We start from the raw sequence: 13,458 nt of genomic DNA on the forward strand, positions 1-13,458 counted from the left end.
CGCCCCGCATTGTTGAGTAGCGACCATGATTGAATGGCGATCATGTTGAATCATTAAGGGCATTTATGTCTTGGGAAACCTGGAGTTTTGCATTTAACGTTACAATGCCGAATCTGTTGATGCTGCTGATGGGAATGGCGTTGCGGAAAATAGGCATGCTGAACGATGCCTTTTGCGATTCAGCCATGCGACTGGTATTCAATTTATCTCTCCCGTGCTTGCTGTTTTTCAGCGTGGCCACCAATCACCAGTCGATTATTGAGCAACTGCCGCTGGTCATTTACGGCGTTATCGGTACGCTGGCCACCTTTCTGCTGCTTGAAGTGGCGGCTATTCGTTTGGTTAAAGAACCGACCGAGCGTGGGGTTTTTGTTCAGGGCGGATTTCGATCGAATACCGGAATTATGGGGCTGGCGTTTGCCATGAGCGCCTATGGCGAAGAGGGGGTAGCCGTCGGATCGCTATATTTGATTGTCACGGTGATTATGTTTAACGCGCTGTCGGTGATCACCCTGACGCGCAGCCTGCATAATAAATCGCACGGTCAGGGCATCAGCAAGCGTGAACTGTTGATGAGTATCGCCACCAATCCGCTGATTATCGGCTTACTGAGCGGATTGCTCTATTCACAAAGCCGGCTGCCGATGCCCGGGGTGATCCATCAGACCGGAAGTTTTATCGCTTCGTTGGCTCTGCCGTTAGCCTTGCTGTGCGCCGGCGCCAGCCTTGACTGGCGTAGTATGTTCCGATCGTCCAATGTCGCACTGCTCTCTTCCACGGCTAAACTATTGATCGTGCCGGCGATACTGACGTTGGGCGGATGGCTGGTAGGTTTTCGCGGGGTGACGCTCGGCGTTATTTTTCTGTTTTCCGCCACGCCGACGGCGGCGGGCAGCTATGTTATGACCAGGGCAATGGGCGGAAATGCGACGCTGGCGGCCAATATTATTGGCTTAACCACCGCAGGTTCGTTCTTTGTCATCGCGCTGGGACTCTATTTCTTACGTTCGCTGGGTGTGATTTAGGTATTTCAGAGAGGAGAAAAAATGGAAGCCATCTGTCCACAATGCCACCACGCGATGACGTGGCAAAACGGCGATGTGTTCGGTTGTCCTCACTGCCGGCAGCGTTATCGGCGCGCGGCATATTGTCCCGAATGCCGGCACGAGCTTCAGACGTTAAAAGCCTGCGGGGCGCTGGACTATTTTTGCCAGCAAGGGCACGGGCTGATCTCCAGCAAGCGCGTCATTTTCGACTATCTTCCTGTCGATCGGTGATGGATGTGCCATTGCGCCAGAGCGCTTCCAACTCCTTAGGCGCGGATTGCTCCGGGATCAGTAAAATTGCCTCGGCATACTGATTCTTTTGCGGGTGGCTATAGCTGATGTGAATGCGGTAATAGAACTGATCGCCGCGGCCGGGGCCGTCCGGCTCGCCGGGTTCTCTGGCTTGCGGGAGCGCGTCGCGCAGCGCGCGGCACAGACGCTCCCGCTCCGCCGACGGCATCGTCGCCAGTGCGAAACGTCGCTGCCCGGCCAGTTTGGGCAGCCAGGCAATCCCTCCCTCGCGCGCCAGCTCGACAATGGCGTCATCGGTAAGCTCAGGCAGGGTTTTCATACGTTATCCATCGTCGATACCACCCCTACTTTTTCCCAGGATTGTTTAATGATATCGGCGACGGCCCGATCGAAACGCTGTGCGGCATGGTGGATGGTAAGGCGGGAAAAAACCTCAAAATCGGCATTCTGCGGCAAAGATTTATCGCACAGCGTGTCATACCAGATTCTGCCGGCTTTTTCCCAGGAATAACCGCCCAGTTCGCTTGCCGCCAGATAGAACGCCCGATTCGGTATCCCGGAGTTCAGGTGTACGCCGCCGTTGTCTTCGCGGGTGTTGATATAGTCATTCATGTGCGCCGGCTGCGGATCCGTTCCCAGCAGCAGGTCGTCATAGGCCGTTCCCGGATTCGACATAGAGCGCAGACCGCTGCCGTGGATCCCCTCGGCAAGCAACTCCTCGCCAATCATCCAGTCTGCCTGCTCCGCGGTTTGCCCGCGGTGAAATTGTTTTACCATGGATGCAAAAACATCGGACAGCGATTCGTTCAGAGCGCCGGATTGTCTGAAATAGATTAAGTCCGCTTCGCTTTCTATCACGCCATGCGTCAGTTCATGCGCCACGATATCGATGGCGATAGTGAAGCGGTTGAAGATTTTGCCGTCGCCGTCGCCGAATACCATCTGTTGTCCGTTCCAGAACGCATTTTGATAATCCTGACCGTAATGTACCGTACCGGCGAGCGTCAGCCCCTGATTATCAAGCGAATTTCGCTGAAACGTCCGCCAGAAGAAATCATAGGTGGCGCCCAGGTAATCATAGGCTTCATCGACGGCGATATCGCCGTTGCTGCTTTGTCCTTCCGCCCGCACTTGTTTGCCAGGCAACTGCTGCTGGTTTTCCGCATCATAAATCTCGCGGTGCGCCTGACCCGCGACAGCCAGCGCGTGAGGCGCCGGTCTGGGATGCGTGCTTACCATCAGAGACTGAACATGCATTAAGGTCTGCTGGGCGCAGTGACGCTCGGCCTCTGAACCATTAGCGATAATACGATGCAAGATGTAGGGAGGGATTACGCTGTGAATCGGTCTGGACTTCATACCTCTATCTCCTTGAGAAGGTGGTCATCGGCAATTCAGACGTTCAGCTACAGCCGTAAGTATAACCCAGAAGCAGGCGCTAGGTTCGGCGCTTTTTGACTATTGGTGCCGTCGACTTTTCCGCCACTAGCGCAGTGACCTGGCTTTCGATCCAGCCATCCCGCAGGCGGGTTTTTAAGGTATCGCCCGGCGCAGTTTGGGCAATGTTCTTCAGCACCCGTCCATCGGGCGTGGTGGTAACGTTATAACCGCGCGCCAGCGTCGCCAACGGGCTGACGCCTTCCAGATGCGAGCAGGCGACGCCCAATCGCTGTTTGTGCTGATTGAGCTGACGTTCAATGGCATGCCGCATCTGATACTGTAACTGCTGCAAGCGTTGCTGCGCGCGATGAATTTTCGGTTGCGGCTGTTGCTGAATCAGGCGCTGTTGTATACGTTCACTGCGGCGCGACAGTTGCCTGAGCTGTAACTGCATAGCCTCATCCAGCCGCTGGCGCAGTTTAATCAGTTGGGTTTGCTGGCGAGCCAGCCTAAGCTGCGGATGCTGCTGCTGTAAGCGATGGTTTAAGCGGGTAAACTCGCGATTGCGCTGGGCCAGATAATAATCCATCGCCATTTCCAGCCGCTGACGCTGGGATTGTATCTGGCGCAGCAGTTCAAGCTGATTGCGGCTGACCAGCTCCGCCGCGGCGGAAGGCGTCGGGGCGCGTAAATCGCCGACAAAATCGGCGATGGTGACATCGGTTTCATGGCCGACCGCGCTGACGATGGGAATGCGGCTGGCGAAAATCGCCCGGGCGACGCGCTCATCGTTAAAGCTCCATAAATCCTCCAGCGAACCGCCGCCGCGGCCGACGATCAGCACGTCGCATTCATTACGCCGGTTAGCCAGTTCAATGGCGCGCACAATTTGCAGCGGCGCTTCGCTGCCCTGTACGGCGGTGGGGTAGACCACCACCGGCAGCGAAGGATCGCGTCGCTGCAACACCTGCAAAATATCATGCAGCGCCGCGCCGCTGGCGGAGGTCACCACCCCGACCTGTCGGGCCGGACTCGGCAATACCTGTTTAAACTGCTGATCGAAAAGCCCCTCTTCGGCCAGGCGCTGTTTTAATTGCTCAAACTGCTGTTGCAGCAGCCCGTCGCCCGCCGGCTGCATACTTTCCGCCAGCAGTTGGTAATCGCCGCGGGGTTCGTACAGCGTGATCGCCGCGCGTATCAGTACCTGCTGACCGTTTTGCGGACGAAAGGTGACGCGGCGGTTACTGTTGCGGAACATGGCGCAACGTACCTGCGCGCGTTCATCTTTCAGCGTGAAGTACCAGTGGCCGGATGAGGGCTGAGAAAAGTTGGAGATTTCGCCGGAAAGCCATATCTGGCCCATTTCCATTTCCAGCAGTTGCCGAACCGTCTGGTTCAGGCGGCTGACGGTAAAAATTGCAGAGGAGGAAAATTGAGACATTGTGAGCCAGATCAAATTTTAAAACAGTGACTTAATTGATCGATACTACCTGCCTGCAACAGGTAATCAAGCATTTTATTAAAAATAGTGCTGGAGGCAACCGGTTACGCTCTGTATAATGCCACGGCAATATTTTATCCGTTCTTAACATCCACCTTGGTGAGATATTGCCCATGTTACGTATCGCTAAAGAAGCACTGACGTTTGACGACGTTCTCCTTGTTCCCGCACACTCCACTGTCCTGCCTAACACGGCTGATTTGACTACCCAACTGACGAAAACCATCCGTCTGAATATCCCTATGCTATCCGCGGCGATGGATACCGTAACGGAATCCAATCTGGCGATTGCGCTGGCTCAGGAAGGCGGTCTGGGATTTATTCATAAAAATATGTCCATTGAGCGTCAGGCTGAAGAAGTCAGCCGCGTTAAAAAATATGAAAGCGGTGTGGTTGTCGATCCGCAAACCGTTACGCCCGCCACCACGCTGCGTCAGGTAAAAGAGCTGACCGAACGTAACGGGTTTGCGGGTTATCCGGTTGTGACGGAAAGCAACGAGCTGGTGGGGATTATTACCGGCCGTGACGTGCGTTTTGTCACCGATCTGGAAAAACCGGTCAGCGCCGTGATGACGCCGAAAGAACGTCTGGTCACGGTAAAAGACGCGGAAGCGCGTGACGTCGTGCTGCAAAAAATGCATGAAAAACGTGTGGAAAAAGCGTTGGTTATCGACGATGAATTCCACCTGCTCGGCATGATCACCGTAAAAGATTTCCAGAAAGCCGAGCGTAAACCCAACGCCTGTAAAGATGAGCACGGTCGCTTGCGAGTCGGGGCGGCGGTCGGCGCCGGCGAAGGCAACGAAGAACGTATTGATGCGCTGGTCGCGGCAGGGGTTGATGTGCTGTTGATTGACTCCTCGCACGGTCATTCCGAAGGCGTGTTGCAGCGTATCCGCGAAACCCGCGCCAAATACCCGGATCTGCAAATCATCGGCGGCAACGTGGCGACGGGGGCCGGTGCGAAAGCGCTGGCGGACGCGGGCGTCAGCGCGGTGAAAGTCGGTATCGGCCCGGGTTCCATTTGCACCACCCGTATCGTTACCGGCGTCGGCGTGCCGCAAATTACCGCCATTTCCGATGCGGTTGAGGCCCTGGAAGGCACCGGTATTCCGGTTATCGCCGATGGCGGTATTCGTTTTTCCGGCGATATCGCCAAGGCGATTGCCGCGGGCGCCGCCTGCGTGATGGTGGGGTCGATGCTGGCGGGAACGGAAGAGTCTCCCGGGGAAATCGAACTGTATCAGGGCCGTTCCTTCAAATCTTACCGCGGCATGGGTTCGCTGGGCGCGATGTCCAAAGGATCTTCCGATCGTTATTTCCAAAGCGACAACGCCGCGGACAAGCTGGTGCCGGAAGGTATTGAAGGCCGCGTGGCTTACAAAGGCCGCCTGAAAGAGATTGTCCACCAGCAAATGGGCGGTCTGCGTTCCTGTATGGGTCTGACCGGATGCGGCACGATAGATGCGCTGCGCACGCAGGCTGAGTTTGTGCGCATCAGCGGCGCCGGCATTCAGGAAAGCCATGTCCATGACGTTACCATTACCAAGGAATCACCGAATTACCGTATGGGTTCATAAGGTATTTGTCGGCTGATTTAAACAGCTAAACCCGGTAATATTCGCCGGGTTTACTTACTTTTTAGCTTTTATATTATTCGCATTTGGAATATGCCTCTCATGACAGAAAATATTCATCAACACCGCATTCTTATTCTGGATTTCGGCTCGCAGTACACGCAACTGGTTGCACGGCGTATCCGTGAATTGGGCGTTTATTGTGAACTTTGGGCATGGGATGTTACTGAAGCGCAGATCCGCGAATTCAATCCTAACGGGATTATCCTTTCCGGCGGCCCGGAAAGTACCACTGAATTTAACAGCCCGCGCGCGCCGGAATATGTTTTCCAGGCCAGCGTACCGGTTTTAGGCGTTTGCTACGGCATGCAGACCATGGCGATGCAGTTAGGGGGCCAGGTTGAAGGCTCCAACGAACGCGAGTTCGGCTATGCGCAGGTGGAAGTGAAAACCGACAGCCTGCTGGTGCGTGATATTCAGGATGCGTTGAGCGCCGCTGGCGCGCCGCTGCTGGATGTCTGGATGAGCCACGGCGATAAAGTCACGGCGATCCCCGACGGGTTCGTGACCGTCGCCAGCACCGATACCTGTCCGTTCGCCATTATGGCTAACGAAGAAAAACATTTTTACGGCGTGCAGTTCCACCCGGAAGTGACCCATACCCGTCAGGGGCAGCGCATGTTAGAGCGCTTTGTCCGTGATATCTGCCAGTGTGAAGCTCTGTGGACGCCCGCCAAGATTATCGACGACGCGGTAGCGCGTCTGCGCCAGCAGGTGGGGAACGATCGCGTGATCCTTGGTCTGTCCGGCGGCGTAGACTCCTCGGTAACCGCGATGCTGCTGCACCGCGCCATCGGCAATCGTCTGACCTGCGTATTTGTGGATAACGGCTTGCTGCGTTTAAACGAAGCCGATCAGGTACTGGAAATGTTTGGCGACCACTTTGGTCTGAACATTATTCACGTACCGGCGGAAGATCGTTTCCTGAGCGCGCTGGCCGGTGTGGATGAACCGGAAGCGAAACGTAAAATCATTGGTCGGGTGTTTGTTGAAGTCTTTGACGAAGAAGCCAGCAAGCAGTCTGAAGTGAAATGGCTGGCGCAGGGCACCATCTACCCTGACGTGATTGAGTCCGCGGCTTCCGCAACGGGTAAGGCGCACGTCATCAAGTCTCACCATAACGTCGGCGGCCTGCCGAAAGAGATGAAACTGGGTCTGGTTGAGCCGCTGAAAGAGTTGTTCAAAGATGAAGTGCGCAAGATTGGTCTGGAACTGGGCTTGCCGTACAACATGCTATACCGTCATCCGTTCCCGGGGCCGGGCCTTGGCGTGCGCGTACTGGGCGAAGTGAAAAAAGAATACTGCGACCTGCTGCGTCGCGCCGATGCGATCTTCATTGAAGAACTGCACAAAGCCGACCTGTACAACAAGGTCAGCCAGGCATTTACCGTCTTCCTGCCGGTTCGTTCCGTCGGCGTCATGGGCGATGGTCGTAAATATGACTGGGTAGTCGCCCTGCGGGCGGTAGAAACCATCGATTTTATGACCGCTCACTGGGCGCACCTGCCTTACGAATTCCTCGGCCGCGTATCCAACCGCATCATCAACGAAGTGGATGGCATCTCCCGCGTGGTTTACGACGTATCGGGCAAGCCGCCAGCGACGATTGAGTGGGAGTGAGGTTTTAGCATCCACTGAGTTCCGCTAACGTCTAAAATCGCCAGTAAAATCATGTGGTTTACTGGCGATTTTTTCTTTTGTGAGCCATAGCAATCCATCGAAATCCACGCGTTGATACCGTCATTTTTGACGGTAGCGTTTTTCCTCTGTTGTGCTAAGTTGAAAAAATACCGTCGTGGGTGACGGTACTTTGGAAGCAGAATGGGAGGCGGAGATGTTGACGGATACCCGGTTGAAATCGCTGAGGCCTAAAGAACGGCTTTACAAGGTTGCCGATCGCGATGGGATGTATGTGGCGGTGTTGCCTTCGGGAACCGTTTCGTTCCGCTACGATTATCGTATCAACGGCAGACGAGAAACGCTGGCGATAGGCAAATACGGCCCGATCACGCTATCAGAAGCCAGAGAGCGGTTACGGGAGGCCAAACGGCTAATCGAACAAGGCATTTCTCCGTCTATTGAAAAACAACGCCAGAAACAGCAGGCCAAATCCACCTATTTCGGCGACTGGCTGACGCGCTGGTTTGACGATGCCAACTACAAAGACAGTACGCGCCGCATGATACAGGGCATCATCAAACGCGACGTTGCGCCGAAGTTCGGCAAAAAGCTATTAAGCGAGATCACGCCCGATATACTGCGCAACCACTGCGACAAGGTAAAGAACCGGGGAGCATCTGCATCGGCGGTGAAAACGCGCGATATCGTCGGCAGCGTATTTACCTACGCCAAAGCGCGCGGCGTGAAATGCGACAATCCGGCGGAGCATGTGCCGCCGTCTACTATCGCAACCTTTGTTCCGCGGGACAGGGCGCTATCCAAAAAAGAGATCGGCCTGTTTTTTAACACCTTAAAAAACGCGCAAACTTCTCATGCGCTGAAAGTTGCTCTCAAGATCATTATGCTGACGCTGGTTAGAAAAAATTCCATCGTTAACGCTATGTGGGATGAGATCGATTTTTTGAATGCCGAATGGACGATACCGGCGGAGAAAATGAAAGCCAGCCGCCGTGGCGCGGGACGCCCGCATGTAGTCTATCTCTCTTGGCAGGCGTTGGATCTGTTTATGCAGTTACATATTCTGGCCGCTGGATCGCCGTTTGTACTGCCGAGTTTCAGCCAGTCTCAACATGGCACTATCGCCTTAAGCTCGCTTAACCGCGCAGCGAATCACGCGATCCAACTGGCGCAAAAGCAGGATCTACCGTTAGAGGATTTCACCATCCACGATATGCGCCGCACCGCCTCCACACATCTGCATGAAGCCGGGTATAACTCGGACTGGATTGAAAAAGCCCTTGCCCACGAACAGCGCGGCGTGCGGGCGGTTTACAACAAGGCGGAATACGCCGAGCAACGCCGAAATATGTTGCAGGATCGGGCGGATATGGTTGATGGGTGGGCTGGGAGTCTGTAAATTAAGGGTATGTATTGTTTTTTTATAAAAATTCACCATCGGATGGTTGATCTGATATCTTGCTAGCCAAGTGGAAATTAGATCTGACCGGCAGCTCGGTGCCAGAAGCGGACGTATCCAAATTTTCGATGCGCTAAACAACTGGGAGCAGGTCAAAATCTATATTTATTAAAGGTGGTAACCATAATATTATTGTTAACCGTTCAGGCTTCCAACATTGAATCTTCAACGAATACAGTAGATCTTAGGTTAGCAACGCTGACCTATGTAATTGAAGATAATCATCTTATGGGAGTAACTATACAGAATGTGAGAAACAGATGACGATACATGAAGACTGGCTACTCCTAAAACAACAACTGGTACACATTCAAAATGAGATCAACAGTTGGGCTATATCTCCGAATCTAGTAAAAATGTTGATTGCTGCTGAGGATCATAGGTTCAATAGACACTTTGGCGTTGATTTTGTATCTATCTGTCGTGCATTATGGAGAACATTATTTTGTAGAAGAAGAGAAGGCGCTTCAACAATTGCCATGCAACTTGTAAGAGTGTTGACAGGTCGTTATGAGAGGACACTGAGCAGGAAGCTATTAGAAATGTACTTAGCTGTGCGCTTAACTAAATATATAAAACGAGACGATGTTCCTAAACTTTACTTATTTGTTGCTTATTATGGATGGAGAATGAATGGATTGATTCAAGCATCCCATCGATTAAATATTAATATTTTGACTGTTACTGATTTTGAGGCAGCTAGTATAGTAGCCCGACTCAAGTATCCTGAGCCACAAAAATATAATAAGATTCGTCATGATAAAATTCTAGCACGAACAAAACATATACTTTCACAAGCGATTGCACACACAGAAGTAAGACAACCACATCATTTACAAAAAGGTGATAATAATGGAACCGTTTAAAGTCTCACCTCATCTATCCACGTTATTGGATTGCTACCCCGATGTAAAACTGATTGTTGAAGCTGCAAAAAATGGTGGAGAACCTTCTAAAGCAGCTATTGCAAGGTTGTGGTTATCAGAAGGAATTCCTTTTGCTTTCAAAAATACACCAGCGTTGTATGAGGTTTTAAGGGTTTGGTTAGGTAACCGCCTTGACGTTGATCCAAAAGAGATACACTTATGTGGTAGTGCCAGAATTGGACAGTCCTTAGCACCAAAAAAGCTGGGGACAAATTTTGGAAGCCACTCGGATTTAGATCTATTCGTGGTTTCTGAGGAGCTATTTGACAGAGTCAGAACAGATTTTAATAACTGGTCATATGAGTTTGAAGGAGGCTTAGTTCAACCAACCAATGAGAGGGAAGGAAAGTTCTGGGTGGAAAATAATAATCGTGGTCAAAGGAATTTACAACGAGGTTTTCTTGATTCGAACATAGTGCCCAATCGAGATGCATATCCTACAATAAAAAATATTGCGCAATCGATGTGGTTACTTAAGGGAAAGTTAGACGTTACGAAAGATGCTCCAAGTATAAAATCAGCTTCTGTAAGATGTTATAAAAATTGGGGGAGTTATGTCCGGCAAGTAGTTCTTAGCTTAGCTTAGGATTATTGACTTTGTAAGTTAATGCCGAAATTTAAAATTACTAAATCATTTATTGGACTTCACATATGAAAACAGAAACATAGAAATTCTATTTCTGTTGGGACTCTTCAATTTTTGATTTATTGTAGGTGGATTTTTTGATCGGCTTGCTATATTCGAAGGATCTAGCGTACGTTGACTTAGCTGAAGTCTTATACTTTTCTACTTATAGCTTAACTACGTTATTCCTATTTTTTACTATTCTACTTGTCTGCGATAATAATCAACGATCATAATCATCTCTCAAAATTCATCGGCTCATTTATAATATAAATAATAACAACTAGAAAAATTTAAAAATCAAAAAGAGTCTTTAAATTAATCCCCAACCCATCAGCAATCACCCCAATCACTTCCAGCGTCGGATTTCTAACGCCTCGCTCAATCCCACTGATATAAGTGCGATCCAAACCGCACTTATCGGCGAAAGCCTCTTGCGAGAGTCCGGCCTGTAAGCGAAGTGTTTTTACGCGTTGTCCAAAACGGACAGTGATGTTTTTTGCATTTTCCATGCAGATAAGCATTATCTCTCGTTGCTTATCAGACCACGGACGATGAGTCACATATGAGAGATTTTGTCGATTTAATCGGTAAGGTTGGAACGTCAGGCTGGATCGTAGAAGGTAAACAGTGTGGCTAGATTGGTATGTAATCCGATCGCGATGATGTAGAGCACTTCCAGTGTTGGGTTTCTGATCCCACGTTCAATGCCGCTGATATAAGTACGATCCAGCCCGCACTTTTCCGCAAAGGCTTCCTGAGATAGGCCTGCCTGCAATCTGAGCTCTTTAACACGTTGTCCAAGCAGGACTTTGATCGAATCGGATGTTTTCATGTGATAAGCATTCCGTTTTGATGCTTATCAGTCCACGGACTATTAGTCACAATCGTTAGCTTTTGTGCTACTATGTGACTAATAGTCAACAATTTGGGAGGGTATATGGAGCATCATGACTGGCATCCTGCGGATATTATTGCGGGTTTAAGGAAGAGGGGAACAACACTGGCGGCGATTTCCAGAGAGGCGGGACTGGCGTCGTCCACGTTGGCAAACGCGTTGACGCGGCACTGGCCAAAAGGCGAGCGCCTGATCGCCGAGGCGCTAAATAAACTCCCCGAAGAGATCTGGCCGTCGCGCTATCAAAACATCAGGCGAAGGCAAAGTGGGGCAGGGGAGCCGGATTGAAAATCAGCTTAGCAGAGATTTACAAAAACTTATATTTTGCACGAATGGATTTCGGAGCTCCTTAACGGATTTCTATGGAATGGAAATCCGTTAAGGAGCTAACAAGCGCAGCGCGTTAGCCGCTTGATATACGGATTTTGGCGCAGTAAATTGTCAGTGTTACACCGCTACTGCAAGCAGCTCTCCCATGTTGCCACGACCTTCAAGGCAACGCACAGGCCCGGCCTGTGAGGTCGACACCCAGCCCGCCATCACTGCCATTCAGCGGGCGTTCGCTTCGGCGACGGTAGTTACCTTATCTCCGCGCTTTAGGGCTGCATCCTGTTCGTGATGCTATCGCTTCGCTGCTATCCGTTTATGCGCTGATGCGTGTTCACATTTCTGTCGCCAGTAACTGGCGCAACCGTCCACGGCCTTTTGCTGTCTCAGCGAATGCTTCCATGAGGCAGCGGCGTCACTTCATACGGCGGAAAGCCGTTGCAAGTGACGCCGTCGTCGATTACCGCGCCAGCCCTTACGCCACAGCGCTTTCCGGCGCGACCTGTCATCTGACACACATTTGCTGCGCCAATTCTCATCAACCCATTTATTAGAGGAGGACTGAACCGATACCTGAGGCAGGCTTTCAGCCTGAGGGGATTACCCTGCTGATGCAGGCGGCTGCACCGAGTGCATAACCGATATCCCCGCCATACCTCAACCGCTGCCGCTCCGGCGCGCAGGTATTGTTCAGCGCGGCACGGGATACCGTGTCGTGAAACGCCGTGCGCCGGAGAGTAGGGGAACCATTGGGGAATAAGCATCAAAAGAAGATATGTATGTCACGATTGGAGCGGGAGATGCAAAAACGGGCTCGTCAGGCGGGCGGCAGCCACAAGACGGTGCATGAGTGGCTACGGATAACGGAACGGGTGGCAAAGCATCTGCTGACACCGAATATTCAGATTTGCTCGGCGCAGTACCTGAAAATCCGGCATATTGAATGTTATATAACGGTACGCTTAGAACAAGGGGTAACGCTGTTCACGCTGCATAATGATATGCGGTGACGCATGCGATTTGTGCAAATAGACACCGAATTGGATAAGAGGCATCTACCTGTAACGGTATATATCACGGTATTTCTTTTTATGATTATTTTTATTCATTTAATATCAATTAGTTGTTATTGAATGCCATAATCGAGTGGGGTTCTTCAGGAACTATCGCCAACTATCGAAAAATCGAAATAACAGTTTGATTTATAACTAAATGGGTTATGGTGACTATCGCTGGCCAGCGGAACAGGCTGGCGGTAGACGCGACGGTAAAACAAGAGACCCGGATTATGACCCTCCCGTTGATGATTGATTCTTTTTCGGTCATGACGGTAAAAATTCCTTCCAAAAGCGAGACATGACGCGGCTTTCGGGGCATCTTCAGACTTCCTGACCCCTGACGGTAAAAACCGCCATTGAACAGGAGGAAAGCGCGATGCTCACCGACACCGCACTACGCAATCTCAAGCCCAAAGCCAGACCGTACAAGGTTTCCGACCGGGACGGCATGTATATCATGGTGGCTAATGCTAACCAAGACTGTCGGTTTTTATGCGACCCCGCTCGTCCGGGCGGGGTTTTCGTAAATGAATATCGGGCTTAATTGCCGTTCTTGCTGAACCAGTGAGCGCAGCTTGTTTGCGTGCTTCAATCCATTTTTCTACTTCATCCAGATCCCATACGACACAACGCGGCGTCAGATTGAAACGCTGTGGAAATTCTCCACGACGTTCCATCTCGTAGATCGTTGTTTCCGATAACGGTACGATT

The 13,458-nt window shown here is 51.4% G+C and carries 15 protein-coding genes and 1 pseudogene; 10 read left to right on the forward strand and 6 right to left on the reverse strand.

Features of this window, described 5'->3' with window-relative positions; translation table 11 throughout:
• The first annotated feature begins 65 nt into the window (after positions 1–65).
• Positions 66–1,025, forward strand: a complete 960-nt coding sequence (locus JG725_RS18820; protein ID WP_172291620.1) for an AEC family transporter — start codon at positions 66–68, stop codon at positions 1,023–1,025.
• A gap of 21 nt (positions 1,026–1,046) precedes the next feature.
• On the forward strand, positions 1,047–1,277 hold the full coding sequence (locus tag JG725_RS18825) for a zinc ribbon domain-containing protein (protein ID WP_172291621.1): 231 nt from the start codon (positions 1,047–1,049) through the stop codon (positions 1,275–1,277).
• Here the strand turns inward: JG725_RS18825 and JG725_RS18830 are convergent.
• The 3 genes from JG725_RS18830 to xseA form a co-directional block, all read right to left on the reverse strand.
• Positions 1,246–1,617 (reverse strand): protealysin inhibitor emfourin, encoded by a 372-nt coding sequence (locus JG725_RS18830; RefSeq protein WP_172291622.1) that lies wholly within the window; start codon positions 1,615–1,617, stop codon positions 1,246–1,248. The two genes, JG725_RS18825 and JG725_RS18830, sit on opposite strands and share 32 nt — an antisense overlap.
• Complete coding sequence (locus JG725_RS18835; RefSeq protein WP_199379403.1) at positions 1,614–2,657, reverse strand: M4 family metallopeptidase; 1,044 nt, start codon at positions 2,655–2,657, stop codon at positions 1,614–1,616. The genes JG725_RS18830 and JG725_RS18835 overlap by 4 nt, the downstream gene beginning before the upstream one ends.
• A 79-nt stretch (positions 2,658–2,736) precedes the next feature.
• On the reverse strand, positions 2,737–4,119 hold the full coding sequence (xseA, locus tag JG725_RS18840; RefSeq protein WP_199379404.1) for an exodeoxyribonuclease VII large subunit: 1,383 nt from the start codon (positions 4,117–4,119) through the stop codon (positions 2,737–2,739).
• 173 nt (positions 4,120–4,292) lie between these two features.
• On the opposite strand from xseA, the gene guaB reads away from it, so the two are divergent.
• The 5 genes from guaB (at position 4,293) to JG725_RS18865 (ending at position 10,425) form a co-directional block, all read left to right on the forward strand.
• On the forward strand, positions 4,293–5,759 hold the full coding sequence (gene guaB, locus JG725_RS18845; RefSeq protein WP_172291625.1) for an IMP dehydrogenase: 1,467 nt from the start codon (positions 4,293–4,295) through the stop codon (positions 5,757–5,759).
• Between the two features lie 99 nt (positions 5,760–5,858).
• Positions 5,859–7,436, forward strand: coding sequence for a glutamine-hydrolyzing GMP synthase (guaA, locus tag JG725_RS18850; protein ID WP_199379407.1), 1,578 nt, complete (start codon positions 5,859–5,861; stop codon positions 7,434–7,436).
• 214 nt (positions 7,437–7,650) lie between these two features.
• A complete protein-coding gene (locus tag JG725_RS18855; protein WP_199379409.1) occupies positions 7,651–8,853 on the forward strand; it encodes an integrase arm-type DNA-binding domain-containing protein in 1,203 nt (400 codons plus the stop codon).
• A 320-nt stretch (positions 8,854–9,173) separates the two neighbouring features.
• Positions 9,174–9,779 (forward strand): biosynthetic peptidoglycan transglycosylase, encoded by a 606-nt coding sequence (locus JG725_RS18860; RefSeq protein ID WP_199379411.1) that lies wholly within the window; start codon positions 9,174–9,176, stop codon positions 9,777–9,779.
• Positions 9,766–10,425, forward strand: a complete 660-nt coding sequence (locus tag JG725_RS18865) for a hypothetical protein (protein WP_199379413.1) — start codon at positions 9,766–9,768, stop codon at positions 10,423–10,425. The genes JG725_RS18860 and JG725_RS18865 overlap by 14 nt, the downstream gene beginning before the upstream one ends.
• A 332-nt stretch (positions 10,426–10,757) precedes the next feature.
• On the opposite strand, the gene JG725_RS18870 is transcribed toward JG725_RS18865, so the two are convergent.
• Positions 10,758–10,976, reverse strand: a complete 219-nt coding sequence (locus JG725_RS18870) for a helix-turn-helix domain-containing protein (RefSeq protein ID WP_199379415.1) — start codon at positions 10,974–10,976, stop codon at positions 10,758–10,760.
• Between the two features lie 92 nt (positions 10,977–11,068).
• Entirely contained in the window at positions 11,069–11,299 is a 231-nt protein-coding gene (locus JG725_RS18875) for a helix-turn-helix domain-containing protein (protein WP_199379417.1), read from the reverse strand.
• Positions 11,300–11,404: 105 nt separating this feature from the next.
• Between JG725_RS18875 and JG725_RS18880 the strand changes: the two genes are divergently transcribed.
• The 3 genes and pseudogenes from JG725_RS18880 to JG725_RS20920 form a co-directional block, all read left to right on the forward strand.
• Complete coding sequence (locus JG725_RS18880) at positions 11,405–11,650, forward strand: helix-turn-helix transcriptional regulator (RefSeq protein ID WP_199379419.1); 246 nt, start codon at positions 11,405–11,407, stop codon at positions 11,648–11,650.
• Positions 11,651–12,468: 818 nt separating this feature from the next.
• Positions 12,469–12,699, forward strand: a complete 231-nt coding sequence (locus JG725_RS18885; protein WP_199379421.1) for a phage integrase N-terminal domain-containing protein — start codon at positions 12,469–12,471, stop codon at positions 12,697–12,699.
• A gap of 424 nt (positions 12,700–13,123) precedes the next feature.
• A pseudogene (locus JG725_RS20920) lies at positions 13,124–13,213 on the forward strand (DUF4102 domain-containing protein); the annotation flags it as partial.
• A gap of 4 nt (positions 13,214–13,217) precedes the next feature.
• Here JG725_RS20920 and JG725_RS18890 read toward each other — a convergent pair.
• Positions 13,218–13,424, reverse strand: a complete 207-nt coding sequence (locus JG725_RS18890; RefSeq protein ID WP_370541775.1) for a helix-turn-helix transcriptional regulator — start codon at positions 13,422–13,424, stop codon at positions 13,218–13,220.
• Positions 13,425–13,458 lie beyond the last annotated feature (34 nt).

Source organism: Brenneria sp. L3-3C-1 (assembly GCF_016456245.1).
Taxonomy (GTDB): domain Bacteria; phylum Pseudomonadota; class Gammaproteobacteria; order Enterobacterales; family Enterobacteriaceae; genus Brenneria.

Coding starts and splice junctions, on each gene's coding strand:
- JG725_RS18820 (WP_172291620.1), top strand. CDS start 66: ATGTCTTGGGAAACCTGGAGTTTTGCATTTAACGTTACAATGCCGAAT.
- JG725_RS18825 (WP_172291621.1), top strand. CDS start 1,047: ATGGAAGCCATCTGTCCACAATGCCACCACGCGATGACGTGGCAAAAC.
- JG725_RS18830 (WP_172291622.1), bottom strand. CDS start 1,617: ATGAAAACCCTGCCTGAGCTTACCGATGACGCCATTGTCGAGCTGGCG.
- JG725_RS18835 (WP_199379403.1), bottom strand. CDS start 2,657: ATGAAGTCCAGACCGATTCACAGCGTAATCCCTCCCTACATCTTGCAT.
- xseA (WP_199379404.1), bottom strand. CDS start 4,119: ATGTCTCAATTTTCCTCCTCTGCAATTTTTACCGTCAGCCGCCTGAAC.
- guaB (WP_172291625.1), top strand. CDS start 4,293: ATGTTACGTATCGCTAAAGAAGCACTGACGTTTGACGACGTTCTCCTT.
- guaA (WP_199379407.1), top strand. CDS start 5,859: ATGACAGAAAATATTCATCAACACCGCATTCTTATTCTGGATTTCGGC.
- JG725_RS18855 (WP_199379409.1), top strand. CDS start 7,651: ATGTTGACGGATACCCGGTTGAAATCGCTGAGGCCTAAAGAACGGCTT.
- JG725_RS18860 (WP_199379411.1), top strand. CDS start 9,174: ATGACGATACATGAAGACTGGCTACTCCTAAAACAACAACTGGTACAC.
- JG725_RS18865 (WP_199379413.1), top strand. CDS start 9,766: ATGGAACCGTTTAAAGTCTCACCTCATCTATCCACGTTATTGGATTGC.
- JG725_RS18870 (WP_199379415.1), bottom strand. CDS start 10,976: ATGGAAAATGCAAAAAACATCACTGTCCGTTTTGGACAACGCGTAAAA.
- JG725_RS18875 (WP_199379417.1), bottom strand. CDS start 11,299: ATGAAAACATCCGATTCGATCAAAGTCCTGCTTGGACAACGTGTTAAA.
- JG725_RS18880 (WP_199379419.1), top strand. CDS start 11,405: ATGGAGCATCATGACTGGCATCCTGCGGATATTATTGCGGGTTTAAGG.
- JG725_RS18885 (WP_199379421.1), top strand. CDS start 12,469: ATGTCACGATTGGAGCGGGAGATGCAAAAACGGGCTCGTCAGGCGGGC.
- JG725_RS18890 (WP_370541775.1), bottom strand. CDS start 13,424: ATGGAACGTCGTGGAGAATTTCCACAGCGTTTCAATCTGACGCCGCGT.